General features: G+C 73.6%; 32 protein-coding genes. All 32 read left to right on the forward strand.

The features are described 5' to 3' along the window. Positions 1–19: 19 nt before the first annotated feature. The 32 genes from ACQP1N_RS18285 to ACQP1N_RS18440 are packed head-to-tail and all read left to right on the forward strand — an operon-like array spanning position 20 to position 14,245. Entirely contained in the window at positions 20–217 is a 198-nt protein-coding gene (locus tag ACQP1N_RS18285; protein ID WP_433225437.1) for a hypothetical protein, read from the forward strand. Continuing rightward, positions 214–669, forward strand: a complete 456-nt coding sequence (locus ACQP1N_RS18290) for a hypothetical protein (RefSeq protein ID WP_433225439.1) — start codon at positions 214–216, stop codon at positions 667–669. Before ACQP1N_RS18285 ends, ACQP1N_RS18290 begins: the two co-directional genes overlap by 4 nt. Further along, positions 666–1,007 (forward strand): hypothetical protein, encoded by a 342-nt coding sequence (locus ACQP1N_RS18295; RefSeq protein ID WP_433225441.1) that lies wholly within the window; start codon positions 666–668, stop codon positions 1,005–1,007. Before ACQP1N_RS18290 ends, ACQP1N_RS18295 begins: the two co-directional genes overlap by 4 nt. Then, positions 1,004–1,381, forward strand: coding sequence for a VVA0879 family protein (locus tag ACQP1N_RS18300; RefSeq protein WP_433225443.1), 378 nt, complete (start codon positions 1,004–1,006; stop codon positions 1,379–1,381). The genes ACQP1N_RS18295 and ACQP1N_RS18300 overlap by 4 nt, the downstream gene beginning before the upstream one ends. After that, entirely contained in the window at positions 1,378–1,758 is a 381-nt protein-coding gene (locus ACQP1N_RS18305; protein ID WP_433225444.1) for a DUF4406 domain-containing protein, read from the forward strand. The genes ACQP1N_RS18300 and ACQP1N_RS18305 overlap by 4 nt, the downstream gene beginning before the upstream one ends. Beyond that, positions 1,755–1,928: a hypothetical protein gene (locus ACQP1N_RS18310; RefSeq protein ID WP_433225446.1), complete on the forward strand. Its 174-nt coding sequence runs from the start codon at positions 1,755–1,757 to the stop codon at positions 1,926–1,928. The genes ACQP1N_RS18305 and ACQP1N_RS18310 overlap by 4 nt, the downstream gene beginning before the upstream one ends. Then, complete coding sequence (locus tag ACQP1N_RS18315; RefSeq protein ID WP_433225448.1) at positions 1,928–2,395, forward strand: hypothetical protein; 468 nt, start codon at positions 1,928–1,930, stop codon at positions 2,393–2,395. The genes ACQP1N_RS18310 and ACQP1N_RS18315 overlap by 1 nt, the downstream gene beginning before the upstream one ends. Beyond that, entirely contained in the window at positions 2,392–2,586 is a 195-nt protein-coding gene (locus ACQP1N_RS18320) for a hypothetical protein (protein WP_433225450.1), read from the forward strand. Before ACQP1N_RS18315 ends, ACQP1N_RS18320 begins: the two co-directional genes overlap by 4 nt. Further along, a complete protein-coding gene (locus ACQP1N_RS18325) occupies positions 2,583–2,864 on the forward strand; it encodes a hypothetical protein (protein ID WP_433225452.1) in 282 nt (93 codons plus the stop codon). The genes ACQP1N_RS18320 and ACQP1N_RS18325 overlap by 4 nt, the downstream gene beginning before the upstream one ends. Further along, a complete protein-coding gene (locus ACQP1N_RS18330) occupies positions 2,861–3,874 on the forward strand; it encodes a YqaJ viral recombinase family protein (RefSeq protein WP_433225454.1) in 1,014 nt (337 codons plus the stop codon). The genes ACQP1N_RS18325 and ACQP1N_RS18330 overlap by 4 nt, the downstream gene beginning before the upstream one ends. After that, positions 3,871–4,200 carry a hypothetical protein gene (locus ACQP1N_RS18335; RefSeq protein WP_433225456.1) on the forward strand — a complete coding sequence of 110 codons (330 nt, stop codon included), beginning with the start codon at positions 3,871–3,873 and terminating at the stop codon, positions 4,198–4,200. The genes ACQP1N_RS18330 and ACQP1N_RS18335 overlap by 4 nt, the downstream gene beginning before the upstream one ends. After that, entirely contained in the window at positions 4,197–5,099 is a 903-nt protein-coding gene (locus tag ACQP1N_RS18340; protein WP_433225458.1) for a recombinase RecT, read from the forward strand. Before ACQP1N_RS18335 ends, ACQP1N_RS18340 begins: the two co-directional genes overlap by 4 nt. Next, positions 5,096–5,395 (forward strand): hypothetical protein, encoded by a 300-nt coding sequence (locus ACQP1N_RS18345; protein WP_433225460.1) that lies wholly within the window; start codon positions 5,096–5,098, stop codon positions 5,393–5,395. Before ACQP1N_RS18340 ends, ACQP1N_RS18345 begins: the two co-directional genes overlap by 4 nt. Next, positions 5,392–5,859 carry a hypothetical protein gene (locus ACQP1N_RS18350; protein WP_433225462.1) on the forward strand — a complete coding sequence of 156 codons (468 nt, stop codon included), beginning with the start codon at positions 5,392–5,394 and terminating at the stop codon, positions 5,857–5,859. Before ACQP1N_RS18345 ends, ACQP1N_RS18350 begins: the two co-directional genes overlap by 4 nt. Further along, positions 5,859–6,137 carry a hypothetical protein gene (locus ACQP1N_RS18355; RefSeq protein WP_433225464.1) on the forward strand — a complete coding sequence of 93 codons (279 nt, stop codon included), beginning with the start codon at positions 5,859–5,861 and terminating at the stop codon, positions 6,135–6,137. The genes ACQP1N_RS18350 and ACQP1N_RS18355 overlap by 1 nt, the downstream gene beginning before the upstream one ends. Continuing rightward, positions 6,137–6,499 (forward strand): hypothetical protein, encoded by a 363-nt coding sequence (locus ACQP1N_RS18360; protein ID WP_433225466.1) that lies wholly within the window; start codon positions 6,137–6,139, stop codon positions 6,497–6,499. Before ACQP1N_RS18355 ends, ACQP1N_RS18360 begins: the two co-directional genes overlap by 1 nt. Next, a complete protein-coding gene (locus ACQP1N_RS18365; protein WP_433225468.1) occupies positions 6,496–7,086 on the forward strand; it encodes a hypothetical protein in 591 nt (196 codons plus the stop codon). Before ACQP1N_RS18360 ends, ACQP1N_RS18365 begins: the two co-directional genes overlap by 4 nt. Then, entirely contained in the window at positions 7,079–7,246 is a 168-nt protein-coding gene (locus ACQP1N_RS18370) for a hypothetical protein (protein WP_433225470.1), read from the forward strand. Before ACQP1N_RS18365 ends, ACQP1N_RS18370 begins: the two co-directional genes overlap by 8 nt. Next, on the forward strand, positions 7,243–7,458 hold the full coding sequence (locus ACQP1N_RS18375; RefSeq protein ID WP_433225472.1) for a hypothetical protein: 216 nt from the start codon (positions 7,243–7,245) through the stop codon (positions 7,456–7,458). The genes ACQP1N_RS18370 and ACQP1N_RS18375 overlap by 4 nt, the downstream gene beginning before the upstream one ends. Next, positions 7,458–7,847, forward strand: coding sequence for a hypothetical protein (locus tag ACQP1N_RS18380; RefSeq protein WP_433225474.1), 390 nt, complete (start codon positions 7,458–7,460; stop codon positions 7,845–7,847). The genes ACQP1N_RS18375 and ACQP1N_RS18380 overlap by 1 nt, the downstream gene beginning before the upstream one ends. Then, positions 7,847–8,458 (forward strand): hypothetical protein, encoded by a 612-nt coding sequence (locus ACQP1N_RS18385; RefSeq protein WP_433225476.1) that lies wholly within the window; start codon positions 7,847–7,849, stop codon positions 8,456–8,458. The genes ACQP1N_RS18380 and ACQP1N_RS18385 overlap by 1 nt, the downstream gene beginning before the upstream one ends. Then, positions 8,455–8,679, forward strand: coding sequence for a hypothetical protein (locus tag ACQP1N_RS18390; protein ID WP_433225478.1), 225 nt, complete (start codon positions 8,455–8,457; stop codon positions 8,677–8,679). The genes ACQP1N_RS18385 and ACQP1N_RS18390 overlap by 4 nt, the downstream gene beginning before the upstream one ends. Continuing rightward, a complete protein-coding gene (locus tag ACQP1N_RS18395) occupies positions 8,676–9,443 on the forward strand; it encodes a ParB/RepB/Spo0J family partition protein (protein ID WP_433225480.1) in 768 nt (255 codons plus the stop codon). The genes ACQP1N_RS18390 and ACQP1N_RS18395 overlap by 4 nt, the downstream gene beginning before the upstream one ends. Beyond that, a complete protein-coding gene (locus ACQP1N_RS18400) occupies positions 9,440–9,925 on the forward strand; it encodes a RusA family crossover junction endodeoxyribonuclease (RefSeq protein WP_433225482.1) in 486 nt (161 codons plus the stop codon). The genes ACQP1N_RS18395 and ACQP1N_RS18400 overlap by 4 nt, the downstream gene beginning before the upstream one ends. Beyond that, positions 9,918–10,667: a DNA-methyltransferase gene (locus ACQP1N_RS18405; protein WP_433225484.1), complete on the forward strand. Its 750-nt coding sequence runs from the start codon at positions 9,918–9,920 to the stop codon at positions 10,665–10,667. Before ACQP1N_RS18400 ends, ACQP1N_RS18405 begins: the two co-directional genes overlap by 8 nt. Further along, positions 10,664–10,984 carry a hypothetical protein gene (locus ACQP1N_RS18410; RefSeq protein ID WP_433225486.1) on the forward strand — a complete coding sequence of 107 codons (321 nt, stop codon included), beginning with the start codon at positions 10,664–10,666 and terminating at the stop codon, positions 10,982–10,984. Before ACQP1N_RS18405 ends, ACQP1N_RS18410 begins: the two co-directional genes overlap by 4 nt. Further along, positions 10,981–11,304 carry a WhiB family transcriptional regulator gene (locus tag ACQP1N_RS18415; protein WP_433225488.1) on the forward strand — a complete coding sequence of 108 codons (324 nt, stop codon included), beginning with the start codon at positions 10,981–10,983 and terminating at the stop codon, positions 11,302–11,304. Before ACQP1N_RS18410 ends, ACQP1N_RS18415 begins: the two co-directional genes overlap by 4 nt. Then, positions 11,301–12,389 (forward strand): hypothetical protein, encoded by a 1,089-nt coding sequence (locus tag ACQP1N_RS18420; protein ID WP_433225490.1) that lies wholly within the window; start codon positions 11,301–11,303, stop codon positions 12,387–12,389. The genes ACQP1N_RS18415 and ACQP1N_RS18420 overlap by 4 nt, the downstream gene beginning before the upstream one ends. Beyond that, a complete protein-coding gene (locus tag ACQP1N_RS18425; RefSeq protein ID WP_433225492.1) occupies positions 12,386–12,916 on the forward strand; it encodes a hypothetical protein in 531 nt (176 codons plus the stop codon). Before ACQP1N_RS18420 ends, ACQP1N_RS18425 begins: the two co-directional genes overlap by 4 nt. After that, entirely contained in the window at positions 12,892–13,707 is an 816-nt protein-coding gene (locus ACQP1N_RS18430; RefSeq protein WP_433225494.1) for a hypothetical protein, read from the forward strand. The genes ACQP1N_RS18425 and ACQP1N_RS18430 overlap by 25 nt, the downstream gene beginning before the upstream one ends. After that, on the forward strand, positions 13,704–13,907 hold the full coding sequence (locus ACQP1N_RS18435; RefSeq protein WP_433225495.1) for a hypothetical protein: 204 nt from the start codon (positions 13,704–13,706) through the stop codon (positions 13,905–13,907). Before ACQP1N_RS18430 ends, ACQP1N_RS18435 begins: the two co-directional genes overlap by 4 nt. Continuing rightward, positions 13,904–14,245, forward strand: coding sequence for a hypothetical protein (locus ACQP1N_RS18440; protein WP_433225496.1), 342 nt, complete (start codon positions 13,904–13,906; stop codon positions 14,243–14,245). Before ACQP1N_RS18435 ends, ACQP1N_RS18440 begins: the two co-directional genes overlap by 4 nt. Positions 14,246–14,319: the final 74 nt, after the last annotated feature.

Genomic DNA, 14,319 nt, shown 5'->3' on the forward strand with positions numbered 1-14,319 from the left:
TGGCGATCGGGGGCCGGTCGTGAGCGCCCGCATCCTGGCCATGTCCGAGGTCGCCGCGATCCTCGCCGTGGACCCGCTGGTGGTCCGCACGATGGTCGCCGGGCGGGAGCTGCCCGCCCTGGCGGTCGTCGCCGGGGACGCCCTGATCAGCGAGGGCGCCCTGCGCGAGTTCATCGGGCACTCCTGGGTGGACAAGCCGTGGGAGGGCCTGCGATGAGGCTCCTCTCCCGCCGCCTGGCCCGCTGGGGGGCGCGCCGCCTGGCCGCCGTCCTGGCCGGGCGCGCCCTGACCTGCGCCGTGTACGGCGACTGCGGGCGCGGCCACCGGATCACCGCCGACACGATCGAGCGGGGCGGGCGGCTCGCCGTCGAGAGCGTCGCCGCCGTGTGGTGCGAGGCGATGCTCGATGGCCTGCCGCGCTCGACCCGCAAGAACGGCACCTTCCGGCCGGTCGTGATGGACGGCGGCCGGGTGCTCGACCCCGAGCAGGTGCCGCCGCCCCTGCTGTGGGCGATGCGGCTGGTGGCCGCGCACGCGGCCCGCGACCGGGTGATGTGCGCCGCGCTGATCGGCGCCGTCCCCGACTCCGAGGTCGAGCAGCACCTGAAGGTGCTGCTGCACGTCGCCGCACAGTCCGTCGCCACCCGGTCCGAGGAGGCGGTCCTGTGAACCTCACCGACCGCGCCGCCGTCCGGCTGCTGGGCATGGCGGGCCGCGTCCCGCCCCCGGCCGACCGGGTCGCCCGCGCCGACCACCTCACCTCCATGGCCGACGCCCGCGCCGCACTCGCCCTGGCGCGCGGCGTCCCCGTCCGGCACGTCGACCCGGCGTCCGGCGCCGACCAGTCCCCGCGCGCCTACCGGCGGGCCCGCGCCTCCTGGGTCGCGCACCTGCTCGGGGGCGGCTCGATCGAGACCGTCGCCGGCGCCCTGGACGGCTGGCTGGAGCGCGCCCCGCACATCGTGGCCGCCGTGGAGGCGGCATTGGAGGAGGTCGAGACATCATGACCCACCGCAAGCTGACGCAGGCCGAGTTGCTCGCCGAGGCGCGGGCCCGGTTCGGCGACGACCCGATGGACTGGAAGTTCACCTGCCCGCGCTGCGGGGACGTCGCCTCCGGCCGGGACTTCCGCGAGGCGCTCGCCGCGCACCCCCGCAAGAACCGCGACGGCAGCGACACGATCGCCTCCGACGTGATCGGCCAGGAGTGCATCGGCCGGACGCTCGGTGCGCTCAAGGGCCCGGCGACCGACGGCGGCAAGGGCCAGGCCGAGCGCGGCTGCGACTGGGCCGCCTACGGCTTCATCCCCGGCCCGTGGGAGATCGTCCTGCCCGACGGCCGGAGCGTGCACGGCTTCCCGCTGGCGGAGGCACGGTCATGAGGATCTACCTGTCCGGGCCGATGCGGTCCGAGCCCGACATGGGCCGCACCGCGTTCGCCCGCGCCGCCGCCGCGCTGCGCGGCCAGGGCCACGTGGTGTACGCGCCCACCGAGGAGGACGGCGGCGACGCTCGCGAGGGCGACGCTGTCCGGCTCGCATTCGCCGAGGGCATGGACCGGCTGTGCTGCCACGCCGACGGCGTCGTGGTTCTGCCGGGCTGGCGTTCCTCGCGCGGCGCGCGTGCCGAGGTCTCGACCGCACTCGCACTGGATATCCCCGTCTGGCCGCTGACGAAGTTCCTGCTGGGCGGCGAGGACGCGCCCAGGATCGCCAGTTCCGATCGGATGCTCGGCCTGTTCTTCAAGGACCCCGAATGAGCGCCTGCCCCCGCCCCGACAAGGACGTCTTCCCGTCCCGCGCGGTCGCCGCCGCGGTGATCACCAAGATGCCGCGCCACAAGCGGGTCGGGCTCATGCCCTACCGGTGCCGGTGCGGCCAGATCCACATCGTCCGCCGCCCCCTCGTCGCCTGGAGAAGTGAGCCCTGATGAACGAGATCGAGATGACACAGGAGATCGCCGACCACGCCCAGTGGCTGGCGTCGGCCGCGATGGTCGCCTACATGGGCGACGCCGAGGACACCGCCGTGAAGGCCGTCCAGCGGATCGGCGACGAGTGCGGGCCCGAGGGCGTCGAGCTGGCCATGCGCGGCTGGATCGACACGATGGCCGATCGGCTCGGCATCAAGCCCGGCGGCCGGGCGGTCGCGATCAAGTTCCAGGGCCTGGCCGACGACGGCGAGCCGGACGCGTCCGCCGTGTTCGCCGATGCGGTCGAACGTCCGGAGGTGGTGTGGGCCGGGCGCCTCATGGCCGCCCGCGTCGCCATGGACCAGGACACCTACCTCGCCCTGCTGGACGCTCTGCCGGACGACCCGGCCGAGGTGGGGGCGCACGTTGGCGCTGTTCTGGAGATGTGCTCGCTCACCATGGCCAGCGCCGGGGTGACGCCGTGAGCACGCAGGAAATGGCCGCGATGGTAGGCGACTGCTACTGGGGCGGGCTGATCAGCCCGGTCGAGGCGGTGGACGTCCTGTCCGACGCCGCGCACATCGAGCGGGGCGAGGCGGCGCGGCTGCTGCTGGACGTCCCCGCGCCGCCCCGCCGGGACGACCCGCGCGGGGACGGCTGGCGGTGGGCGCCGTGAGCGTCATCGCCTGGACCTGCAAGCGGTGCGCGCACCATGCCGAGGACCTGTCGGTGGAGGAGTTCGTCGCGCTCGACAACGAGCACGCCTGCAAGCCCGAGGACGAGCTGCGCCGCGCCGCCGCCTACTGCCGCCGCCGCTCCGGTGAGGCGACGCCGCTGCTCGGCACGGTCGCCGACTGGCTGGAGCACGTCGCCGCGACCTGGGCCTTCCACCGAGGGCCGACGCGCAATCTCACCCTCGCGATCGCCCGCGCCACCCCCTGGGAGGAGCCGTGACCGGCCGGAAGATCGGCGCCGCCGTGGAGGTGCTGCCGCATGACGCCGGTCGGGAGGAGTGGCTGGCCGCGCGCGTCCCGCTCGTCACCGCCTCCGACATCGGCGTCGTCCTCGGGATCAGCCCGTTCGGGAGTCCCTTCAATCTCTTCTGGGTGAAGCGGGGCGCGATCCCCGAGGACTACGACAACGAGCGGCTGTCGCTCGGGCGGCACCTGGAGCCCTGGGTCGCCGACCGCTTCGCCGAGATGCATCCCGAGTACCACGTCGAGCGCGCCGGGCTGGTCGTCAGCACCGAGCGGCCCTACCAGGGATCGACGCCCGACCGGGTGCTGTACGAATACGGCGATCCGATCGATGACGAGCGCATCGAGGTCGCCGGAGACCCGGCCGCCGCGCTGGAGATCAAGACCAGCGCGACCTTCGAGGAGTGGGGCCCGGACGGCTCGGACGAGATCCCGCCCTACATCCGCGCGCAGGCGCTCTGGCAGCTCGACACGATGGGCCTGGACTGGGTCGCGGTCGCGTGCCTGTTCCTGCTGACGCAGAAGATCCGCGTCTACCGGATCGAGCGGGACGAGACCGACATCGCCCTCATGCGCGAGCGGGCGGCGCAGTTCCTCGACGACGTCGCGGCCGAGCGGGTGCCCGACATCGACCACACCGAGGCGACCGCGCAGGCCCTGTCGCTGCTGTACCCGCTCGGCGGTGACGGCGAGGCCGAGATCGACGCCGACCTGGCCGCCGACTACCGCGCGGCGAAGGCGGACCTGGACGACGCCCGCGACCACTACGACCTGCTGAGCAACCGGGTCCGCGCCGCCATGGGCGAGGCCGACGCCAAGTACGCCGTCAGCGGCGGCGCGAAGATCGCCGTCCGGTCGGTGTACGAGCAGTCCGGCTGCGACATGGACCGGCTCCGCGCCCGCCATCCCGGCGCCTACGCCGACTGCCGCACCGTCCACCAGGTCGACAAGATCACCCCTTCCAAGATCAAGAAGGACGCGGCATGACCGAGACCACCGCCGGCCGCCTCGCGCTCGCCGCCGAGCAGCTGGCCCTGACCTCCGAACGGCTCGGCGGCATCACCGCCGACGACGCGCCCGCCGTCGCCGCCTACCTGCGCGCTCTGGCCGAGCACGGGCACCTGCTGTGCGCCAGGGCCCTGAACGCCATCGAGACCACGGCGCCGGGCCATCCCACCCGCAGCGCCTCGCACGGCCTCGACCTGCAGGGAGCCCTCATGCACTCCTCCTGCCTGCTCGACGCCGTCATCCACTTCGCGTTCGAGGCCGAGGCGTCCACGAACGCCATGACCGAAGGAGAGACCGCCCCATGAGCACCGTCACCCAGGCCGTGGAGAAGGCGGGCGAGGGACCCGTCAAGATCATGTGGTCGCGTCGCGCCCACTTCGACGCGGTCGCGCCCGCGCACGTGGACGTCGAGGCGTTCCTCGGCACGGCCGCCGCCGCCCTGTACACCAACGACCGGCTGATGGAGGCGGCGACCGCCTCGCCGGACTCGCTGATCACGGCGATGCTGGAGTGCGCCGCGCTCGGGCACCTGCCCGGCACCCCCGACTACTACCTGACGCCCCGCAGGGCCAAGGGCCGCTGGCGCATCCTCGGCATCGAGGGCTACCGGGGCGTGATCGAGCGGATGTACCGCTCGGGCGGCGTCGCCTCCGTCCACGTCCGCGAGGTCTGCGCGCACGACGTCTTCCGGTACGTCGAGGGCCAGGACGACCGGCCCTACCACGAGGTCGGCGGGCGGGGCCAGACCGGCGCCGACTTCTTCGGCGAGCGCGGCAACCGCGAGCGCGGCGAGATGGTCGGCGTCTACGCCTACGCCCGCCTGACCACCGGGGCGTGGTCGCGCGTCGTCCTGCTGGACCGCAACGACGTCATGGCCGCCAAGGCGTCCAGCGACGGCTCCGACGGCGAGTACTCCCCGTGGCAGCGCCTGGACGCCGGTCCCGAGCACCCCGAGCTGCGCGGCCGGTCGATGTGGTGGAAGACCGCGGCCAAGCGGCTGGAGCCGTGGGTGCCCACCTCCGCGGAGTACCGGCGGGAGATGCTGCGCGCCTCCGCCAAGGCGGCCGAGCTGCGCCGCCCGCCCGCGCCGATGCCGCCCGCCGAGGACGTCCAGGACGCCGAGCTGGTGGACGACCCCGCCGAGCAGGGCGCCCCGGCCGGCCCGACCCACTACTCCCCCGAAGAGATCGAGGAGATGTCGTGAACGGCCCGCAGAACTACCGCGAGGCCGAGCGGCTCTGCCGCGGTGGCCGTACCGACGAGGCCCTCGTGCACGCCGTCCTGGCCCTGGCCGCCGCGACCGCGCAGTCCCTCGGCCCCCGTGCCGACCTGCACGCCGAGTGGGCCGGGGCGATCGGCCTGGCCGCCTGGCGCGACCCGGAGGCCGAGGACGGCCCGCCGCCCTGGCCCGCCCACAGCTGCGACCCGTCCGACCCGCGCACCCGCGCGGCCTGCGCGGGATGCGCCCGCGACGGGCGGGCCCGCCGGGAGGCGCCGTGATCGGCCGCGCCACGCCCATGCAGCTGACCGGCGGCGAGGTCATCATCCGCCACCCCGTCACCGGGCGGGCGGGCCGCTGGCCCGTCGCCGGCCCCGCCGTCCGCTACGGCGGCACAGCCGAGATCCCCACCGGCCGCACCTGGCTGTGCGCCGCCGCCGAACAGGAGCTGACCATCTCCACCACGCACCGCCAGGACGTAGTCGCCGGGCTCCGGCAGCTGGCCGACTGGCTGGAGACCCACCCCGAGGTCCCCGTCTCCGCAGACCAGACGATCTCCTACTGGGTGCCGTCCGGGACGCCGCGGCCGGACGCCCGCGCCGAGGTCGACCGGGTCGCCGCGATCCTCGGCGTCACCTCCGGGCCGCGCGCCTGGCCGCGCTCGACCACGCACGTCGCCCGCCGCCGGTTCGCCGGGGTCGTCTTCGAGGCCGCCGCCTACGGCGTCTACCCGGAGCGCGGCTGATGGCCCGGCGCCTGGACCCGTGCGGCACGACGGGCGCGTACCAGCGGCACATCAAGGCCCGCGAGAAGCCCTGCCAGGCGTGCCGCGAGGCCCGCAACGCCTACGAACGCGACTACCGCAAGATCGCACGCCGGCGGCACAGCGAGACCTCCAAGGCGCGGCACCGCGCCCGCGGGCGCGCCCTCACCCGCCTCGCCCGCGCCTACGCCCCCGCATTCCGGGCCCTCTTCGCCGAGGAGCTGGCGAAGCAGGACACGACCAGACAGGAGGAGGACTGATGTCCCGCCCGCCCGCACCGTGCGGCACCCACTCGGCCTACACGCGGCACGTGCGCCTGAGCGAGCCGGTGGACGAGGCGTGCCGCGTCGCCCACAACACCTACCAGCGCGACTACAGCGCCACGCTGCCCGCCGCGGTCCGGCTCCGCTACGCGCTCCGCAAGGACGCCCGCCGCCACGCGCTCATCCGCCTCGGCGAGGCGCACCCGGACCGGCTGGCCGAGCTGATGGCCGAGCTGGCCACCGGCGGCCAGAGGGGATGGCAGGTCAGGCCCGCCGCCCGCCGCCGCCTGGCCACCGAACACCCCGCCGAATTCGCCCGCCTGCACGCCCAGGAGCGGGCCGAGAGAGGACTGAAATGACCACCGAGATCCCCGCCCCGCAGGCCCCCGAATCGCTGCGCGCGGCGATGGCCGAGTGGGGCCGCCACCACGGCGGCATCACCGCGATCGACGCCGAGCTGACCCGCCTGGACGGCGTCATGGCCGACCTGCAGCGCCAGCTCGCCGACGCCACCACCCGGCACGCCGAGCTGGGCCGCCACCGCCACGAGGCCGAGCGCGAGGCCGCCTTCGCCCGGTCCATGGTCGAGCACGGCTGCCAGCTCGCCGGGATCGCGATGCCCGAGCAGCCGCCCGCCCCGTCCTCGTTCCCCGCGGCGCCCGCCCTGCCGCCGGCCGCCCTGGTCAACCGGATCGGCGAGCCGGGCCCACTGCCGACCGGTCCCGAAGACGCCGAGGCGCAGGCGAAGGCCGAGGCATTCCACAAGCTGCAGTCTCTCGGCCGGGCTACCGGACGGGCCGCGTCCGAGACCCTCACCGACCCGGCCGCCCTGGACGCCGGGCCGCAGGACGCCGGGGGTGATCAGCCCGACCCGGGCTTTCAACCCGGCGACCCCGACTCCGACTCCGACTCGCGTCGTCGCCGGGGAGGTCGTCGCAATGGCTGAGCGCGCACCCGGCTGGGGCGTGGTGCTGGCGTGCGTCGCGATCGCGTGCTGGCTGGCCGTGTGCGCTCTGGCGTCCGCCGCCGTCTCGGCGCCCTGCCGGTCCGTCCGTCGCCGCCCCCGCTACGTGGGGGCGCACGGCAAGGGGCGAGTGATCGCGTGAGGTTCCTCGCGATGCTCGCGCTCGCCGCCATCGCGACCCCGATCGAGTCGTGGGCGCTGATGCTCGCGGTCGGCGTGGTCCACGGCGAATGGCTGCCGATGATGCCGACGCTCGGATTCTTCGGCGCGCTCCGGATCAACCTCGCCGTCTCCCTACTCGCCCTCGTCCTCGGCGTGGCATGGGCGGTCGGCCGAGCCATCGAGGAGGACTGATGTCCTACGAATCCCGCACCTACGACAACGGGCATGGCGATCCCGTCGTCGTCCTGGTCGTCACCGGGCAACATGACGTCAGCCGGTTCGCGAACTGGATGAACGGCCGCGTCCCCACCGTCGAGATCATGCAGGCCGGGGAGAAGATCCTCCGGCAGGTGAAGCGGCACAACGGCGGGCGGGCCGCACTCGCCCTCCTCAAAGAGCACGGCGGCCCCGACTTCACCGCGACGCCGGAGGAGACGGTGAAGCTCATCCGGCTGGCCATCTCCGACCCCGGCGCGTTCGTCAAGCGCCGTCGGTTCAACGACGACGATTACGAGACCCTCCCGGCCTGGTGCACCCGCGCCGTGCTGGCCGCGCTGTACGGCGAGGAGGTGCCTTCCTGATGGCCATGACCATCGGCGAAGCGCAGGCCGTCATGCAGGTGCTCCGCTGGATCACCGGCAACTGGGACAAACCCGACTGGCGCATCCCGTCGCCGGAGCAGGCCCGCACCGACGCGATGTGGCTCGCCGACCGAGCGAGCAAGGTCCTCGGCGCCGGGCTCAACGCCGGCGACGTCGCCGAGCACTGGCCGGACATGCCGCCAGCCGAGCACGTGGCACATCTCAAGGAGCGCGTCGCCGAACTGGGCCACCTCGACGCTGGCATCAAGAGCATCACCACCGCCGACGGCACGATCGACATGGACCTGTCCCTGGCACACGACCTGATGCGCATCTTCGTCGCATCGTTCGTCGAGATCCTCGATGCGGCGGACGCCCCGAACTTCGTCGAGCTGATGTTCAAGCTCGCCGGGACGGACGACCGGTACACGGTCACGATCCGGCGGCCGCACGGCGAGACGCCCGGCGAGGTGCTCGGCCGGACGCGCCGGAACCTGGAGTTCGTCGAGCAGGCGATCGAGGCATGGCAGGACGGCGCCGACCCCGGCGACACGCTCCGCGCGATCCGCGATCAGCTCGCCGGCAAGACCCCGGGAGAAGGGGCGCCGTGAGCGCCGCAGTGAAGGCGATGTGCGGCCGGCTCGTGGCCGACCGGACCGCGTCCCTGCTCGCCACCCCGGAAGACCGCGCCCGCTTCGCCGCCTACCTGGACGAGCTGGAGTCCCGCCCGCTCGATCCCGCCATGCGCACCTACGTGGAACGTTCCCGGGCTCTGTTCGCCGGGCGGGAGGCGGGCGTGACGCCCGCCGGAAGGAGGAGGTGGACGCGATGAGCACACCGCAGCAGATGGCCTCCGCGCACGTGCTCGCCCAGAAGGTCACCATCGTCAGCACCGAGCGGATCCACCCGCACCCGGCCAACATCCGTGAGGACCTCGGCGAGGACCTCGGCGACCTGGCCCGCTCCATCGCCAGCCAGGGCATCCTGCAGCCGCTGGTGGTCCAGCCCCACCCCGCCCGGCGGGGCGAGTACCGCATCCTGGCCGGGCATCGCCGGTTCGACGCCGCGCAGCTGGCCGGCCTGAACGTGGTCCCGGTGATCGTCCGGCACGGCGTGGACGACGCACAGGCGCTGCAGCTGATGCTGGTGGAGAACTGCCAGCGCCGCGAATTGAACGCGATGGAACGGGCCGAGGCACTCGGCGCGCTGATCAACCGCGGCATGACCCAGCAGCAGATCGCCGCCGAGACCGGCAAGTCGATCTCCTGGGTGAGCTACTACCTGTCGCTGCTGGACCTGGACGAGGGCTCCCGGGAGAAGGTCCGCTCCGGCGAGCTGGGGGTCACCCACGCGATCGACGCCGTGCGCCGCACCCGCGCGAAGGTCCGCAAGAAAAGCGGGGGCAGGGCCGACTTCACCTGGGAGCCGGACTACTTGACCCGCGCGCACCCGCTGGCCAAGCGCGCGAAGGGGCTGTGCGATGCCCGCGGGCACACGATGCGCCGCCGGATCGGGGACGTGGCGTGCGGGCAGTGCTGGGAGTCGGCGATCCGCATCGACGAGCGCACGGTCATCGAGACCGAGGAGCGGATGTGACCCCCGTGACCTTCACCGTCTTCGGCGCCCCGGCCGGGCAGGGCAACCTCAAGCGCGGTGGCGGTGGCAAACTCCGCCACGCCAACGGCATCGAACTGGAGGGGTGGCGGACCTTGGTGCGCGGGGCCGCCGCGCGAGCCACCGGCTACCACGGCCTGGTGGTGTTCGGGAAGCGGCGGACGTGCGTGCACTGCGGGACCGACCGCGCCGCGCACGGCCTGTTCCGCGGCGCCGTCGCGCTCGACGCCATCGTCGCGATCGCCCGGCCGCCGTCGGTCACCCGCCCCTACCCGACCAGCCGCCGGCATTCCGATTGGGACCACCATGCCCGCGCCCTTTGCGACGCCCTCACCGGGCTGATGTATCCGGACGACAGCCAGGTCGTCGACGGGCACGTTCGCCAGGTGTACGTGGGCGGCCCCGGCTGCCCGCTGCCCGAACCGGGAGCGCTCATCACCGTGTCGGAGGTGGGCGATGCCTGAGCCGTACTTCAAGGACGATCACGTCCAGCTCTACCTCGGCGACATGCGCGAGGTGCTGCCCGCGCTCGGCGTCACTGCCGACCTGATCGTGGCCGACCCGCCGTACACGGAAACCTCTCTGGAGTGGGACTGCTGGCCAGACGGCTGGCCCACGCTCGCGGCCACCGCGACCAGCAGCATGTGGTGCTTCGGATCGATGCGCATGTTCCTCGACCGGCGCGAGGAGTTCGTCGGCTGGAAGCTCAGCCAGGACGTCATCTGGCAGAAGCGCAACGCCACCGGACCCGACGCCGACCGGTTCCGCCGCATCCACGAGCACGCCCTGCACTGGTATCGCGGCGCATGGCGGGACGTCCACCATGAACCCCAGCGCATCACGACAGGGGTCATTCACCGGCGCCCGGTCACGCAGGGCCGCAAGGACATCTATCAGCGTGGCGAGTACCGCACGGGCTCATGGTCCGACGATGGCACCCGCCTCCGCACCTCGATCCTGCAGGCCCGTTCGATGCACCGAAACGGCGGCATTCACCCCACGCAGAAGCCGCTCGACCTCCTCGCGCCGCTGATCGAGTACGCGTGCCCGCCCGGCGGCCTGGTGATCGATCCCTTCGCAGGGTCGGCCTCGACGCTGGAGGCCGCGCGCCTCACCGGCCGCCGAGCGATCGGCATCGAGCGGCACGAGCCCTATATCGAGGCCGCCGCCCGGCGGCTCGCCCACACACCCATGGAGCTGTCATGACCCCCGCCGACGACGTCATCGCCCGCGCCGCTCGGGCGATCGCCCCGCACTTCCGCGAGCACGGGCTGCGGTGGCCGGCCTTCGACGGCAAGGCCGGCACGGTCTTCGTCCCCGGCGAGGCGGAGATCGCGCTGAGGCTCAAGGACATGGTCGCCCGGGTCGAGCCCGGCGGCCGGTTCGACTGCGGGCACCTGATCGTGGAGTGGCCGCTGGAGGACGTCGAGGACGACGGCGAGGAAGACGTGCTCGCCGTCCCCGGCGCGATCCGCATCCTGTTCCACCTGGCCGACATCGAGCCGGAGGAGCCGAAGGAATGACGGTCGACCACGCCGCCGAGGCGATCCGGCTGCGCGTGGATCAGCCGTGGCGCGAGCGGGCCGCCTGCCAGGGCCGGGGCCAGGTGATGGACCCGCCGATGGACCAGGTGCGGGCCGCCCGCGACCTCGGCATCGAGGCCCACCTGTGGCGCGACGCGAAAGAGATCTGCTGGACCTGCCCCGTGTACGCCGAATGCCGCACCTGGGTGATGGGCCTGCGCGGCGCCGACGACCTGACCGGCGTGTGCGGGGGGTTGACCGAGGAGGAGCGCCGCCGCGAGCGGCGCAGGCGCGGGCATCCGCGGAAGGAGACGAGTTGACCGAGATCATCCCCCGGGCGCTGTCGCCCGAGGAACTGACGACCTTCGCCCGGTGCGAGGGCGTCATCGAGCGCGGCCTGGCCACGTTCGTGGACGTCGGGACGGCGCTGCTGGAGATCCGCGACGGCCGGCTGTACCGGAGGGAGTTCGGCACCTTCGAGGACTATTGCCGGGAGCGGTGGGGGTTCAGCCGCCAGCGAGCGCACCAGCTCACCTCGGCAGCGGAGACGGTGACAACAATTGTTGACACCGGCCTGCCCGCCCCGGCCAACGAGGGCCAGGCGCGCGAACTCGGCAAGATCCCCGAGGGCGAGCGCGCCGAGGTGTGGCGGGAGACGATCGAGCGGACCGGCGGCAAGCCGACCGCCGCCGCGACCCGCACCACGGCCCGGATGCGGCAGACAGCCGCGCTGCTGATCGCGCGCGCCTACTCCCCCGCACGCGTCGCCCACTACCTCGGCGAGGTGACGCCGGCCCGCCCGGACGAGACGACGCCGGAGCTGCTGGAGGCGGCCGTGGCGTATCTGAACGCGCGCGGCATCACTTATCCGGGCGTCGCCGCGGCGGCCCAGGCGATCCGCGCCGAGCTGCCCGTGCCCGCCCCGGCGGGCGAGGAGCCCGCGGTCGAATCGGACGCCGAACCCGCGGAGGCCCGGCCGGAGCCGCCCGCGCCCGTCCAGCCCCCACTGCCGCCCGCCCCCGTCACCGAACCCGGCATCTGGTACGGCGGGCCGCCCGAGCCGCCGCCGCAGTCCCCGCCGCTGCCGGACCGGCAGGACGAGGCGGACGCCGTGGTGCACCGGATCGAGCGCGCGGCGGCGGCCGAGCCGCCCGAGCTGACACCGGGCATCGTCGAGCACATCGCCGCAGACCCGGCCTGGCAGGACAAGGCGTACATCACGGCGTTCTCCAAGGCGCTGACGCGCGGCCACGACGTCATGACGTTCGACCCCGCGCGCCTCGGCCGTATCGGCTCGGAGTCGCTGGCCGAAGAACTGGACTCCTATCTGGCCGGCGTCGAGAAGTTCATCGCGGCATTCCGCGCGGCCCGCTGCGGCCTGCGCGTCATCGAGGGGGGCCAGTGAGCAGGCGGTCGTGGTCAGAGGGCGACCAGCGCGAGTTCGAGGAGCTGCTCGACGCCGCGCTCGCCGAGGACGCCGTCGCCGCCCGGCGGGACGCCTTCCTCGCCGGGCTGGACGATGCCGTGCAGGCGCAGCGGTACTGGGCGCTGGACACTCTGCGGGAGATCCGCGAGGGCGGCGCCGACCGGATCCTGAAGCGGGAGCGCAGCTCCCGGCTGCCGCGCGTCCCGGTGTCGGGAGACGACGGGCAGATCGTCGGCAGCGTTCCCCGCGAGTTCGGCGTCAAGCGCCGCGACGATTCCGGCCGCGAGGTGCATCAGCGGACCCTGTTCGACCTGATGACCTGGGAGGAGTTGAGGGTCAAGCGGGCGGAGCTGCGCGCGCAGGCCAAGACCTACGACCTGGACGCCGAGGCCGTGGGTCGGCTGCTGTCGCTGGAGACGCAGGCGCCCGGCACGGCCACGCCCGCCGAGGCGTGCGCCCGGCTCGGCACGACCGTCGAGGCGTGGCTCGCCGAAGGGGCCGCCTGACCATGGCCCGGATCCGCTCGATCAAGCCCGGCTTCTTCGCCTCCGAGGACGTGTCGGCGCTGCCATTGCGTGCGCGCCTGACATGGATCGGCCTTTGGACGCATTGTGACGACAAGGGCCGCACCAAGGACAACGTGAAGCTGATCAAGGCAGCCGTGTGGCCGCTGGACGACGTGTCGCTGCGGGACATCGAGGACGACCTGACCACGCTGGCCGGCCACGGGCGCATTGTGCGCTACGAGGTGGCCGGCCAGCGCTATCTGGCGATCACCAACTGGGGTGACCACCAGAGGGTCAACAAGCCGACCCCGAGCAAGATCCCGCCGCCACCGCCTGTGGACAACACGGCCGATCCCGTGGACGACCGCCCCGCCGACACTCCCCCACCACTACGGGAGGACACCGGGAGCCCTCCCGCTGGGAAAGGAGAGGAAGGGAAGGGAAGGGAAAGGAGTCAGTCCGCGCGTGCGCGCGAGGCGCGGCGCTGGCTGCACGGCCGCTACGGACTGACTGACACCGAAGCCGCCTTCGTGCTCGACGAGATCCACACCCGCGCCCGGGACCCGATCGAGCACCTGATCCCCTACATGGACGGCATGGCCGAGGGCGACCTCGCCGACATCGTGGCCGCCGCCCTGGACCTGGAGGCCGCCCCGGCGCCGACCCCCGGCCACCCCGGCGACCGGCCGCCCTGGTGCGGCGAATGCGACGAGCGCACCCGCATCGCCGGCGAACCCGACGCGCCCCGCCGCTGCCCTGCCTGCCACCCCCTGCGAGGCGAGAACCCATGACCACCTACCTCGAACGCGGCCGGCCCGTCCGGGTCGTGACCCGCCACCGCCCGCCGTCCAAGGCGTGCCCGCCCGCGCCGTGCCCGCCGTGGCTGCACTGGCGGATCCCGCCGCGCGGCGCACCCCGCAACGTGCTGATCGAGCGCGAGGACGGCCGGCCGGTCGTCCGGCCGTTCCGCGGGCTGAGGACGCCGCGATGACCCGCACCATCTGGCACTACACCTGCGACCACGGCGCGCCCGGCATCCGCTCCGGCGGCGTCGTCGTCCCGAACCACCACCCGCTGCTGGGCGTCGAGTTGTCCTGGTTCACCGACCTGGAACGTTCCCACCGCCACGAGGCGGGGCTGACCTCGGCCCGCATCGCCTGCGACCGCATGGCGCACCGCTTCGCCGTCGCCGACCCGGCCGGGCTGATCTGGTGGCCACGCGCCGCCCGCGTCCTGGCCGTTCCCCGGGCGGTCCGCGACGAGCTGGAGGAGGGGCGGCTGCTCGCGCACTGGTGGGTCGCCTTCGGACCGGTCGAGGTGATCACGTGACCGTCGTCGCGATCGCCGCCTTCGTCGTCTACGTGGCCAGCTCCCTGGCGTGGGCCACCGAGTTCCGGAGGCAG

This window comes from Actinomadura formosensis (genome assembly GCF_050948385.1).
Lineage (GTDB): Bacteria > Actinomycetota > Actinomycetes > Streptosporangiales > Streptosporangiaceae > Spirillospora > Spirillospora formosensis.

Coding starts and splice junctions, on each gene's coding strand:
- ACQP1N_RS18290 (WP_433225439.1), top strand. CDS start 214: ATGAGGCTCCTCTCCCGCCGCCTGGCCCGCTGGGGGGCGCGCCGCCTG.
- ACQP1N_RS18405 (WP_433225484.1), top strand. CDS start 9,918: ATGCCTGAGCCGTACTTCAAGGACGATCACGTCCAGCTCTACCTCGGC.
- ACQP1N_RS18340 (WP_433225458.1), top strand. CDS start 4,197: ATGAGCACCGTCACCCAGGCCGTGGAGAAGGCGGGCGAGGGACCCGTC.
- ACQP1N_RS18385 (WP_433225476.1), top strand. CDS start 7,847: ATGGCCATGACCATCGGCGAAGCGCAGGCCGTCATGCAGGTGCTCCGC.
- ACQP1N_RS18310 (WP_433225446.1), top strand. CDS start 1,755: ATGAGCGCCTGCCCCCGCCCCGACAAGGACGTCTTCCCGTCCCGCGCG.
- ACQP1N_RS18435 (WP_433225495.1), top strand. CDS start 13,704: ATGACCACCTACCTCGAACGCGGCCGGCCCGTCCGGGTCGTGACCCGC.
- ACQP1N_RS18415 (WP_433225488.1), top strand. CDS start 10,981: ATGACGGTCGACCACGCCGCCGAGGCGATCCGGCTGCGCGTGGATCAG.
- ACQP1N_RS18410 (WP_433225486.1), top strand. CDS start 10,664: ATGACCCCCGCCGACGACGTCATCGCCCGCGCCGCTCGGGCGATCGCC.
- ACQP1N_RS18315 (WP_433225448.1), top strand. CDS start 1,928: ATGAACGAGATCGAGATGACACAGGAGATCGCCGACCACGCCCAGTGG.
- ACQP1N_RS18360 (WP_433225466.1), top strand. CDS start 6,137: ATGTCCCGCCCGCCCGCACCGTGCGGCACCCACTCGGCCTACACGCGG.
- ACQP1N_RS18370 (WP_433225470.1), top strand. CDS start 7,079: ATGGCTGAGCGCGCACCCGGCTGGGGCGTGGTGCTGGCGTGCGTCGCG.
- ACQP1N_RS18365 (WP_433225468.1), top strand. CDS start 6,496: ATGACCACCGAGATCCCCGCCCCGCAGGCCCCCGAATCGCTGCGCGCG.
- ACQP1N_RS18395 (WP_433225480.1), top strand. CDS start 8,676: ATGAGCACACCGCAGCAGATGGCCTCCGCGCACGTGCTCGCCCAGAAG.
- ACQP1N_RS18380 (WP_433225474.1), top strand. CDS start 7,458: ATGTCCTACGAATCCCGCACCTACGACAACGGGCATGGCGATCCCGTC.
- ACQP1N_RS18300 (WP_433225443.1), top strand. CDS start 1,004: ATGACCCACCGCAAGCTGACGCAGGCCGAGTTGCTCGCCGAGGCGCGG.
- ACQP1N_RS18335 (WP_433225456.1), top strand. CDS start 3,871: ATGACCGAGACCACCGCCGGCCGCCTCGCGCTCGCCGCCGAGCAGCTG.
- ACQP1N_RS18355 (WP_433225464.1), top strand. CDS start 5,859: ATGGCCCGGCGCCTGGACCCGTGCGGCACGACGGGCGCGTACCAGCGG.
- ACQP1N_RS18305 (WP_433225444.1), top strand. CDS start 1,378: ATGAGGATCTACCTGTCCGGGCCGATGCGGTCCGAGCCCGACATGGGC.
- ACQP1N_RS18440 (WP_433225496.1), top strand. CDS start 13,904: ATGACCCGCACCATCTGGCACTACACCTGCGACCACGGCGCGCCCGGC.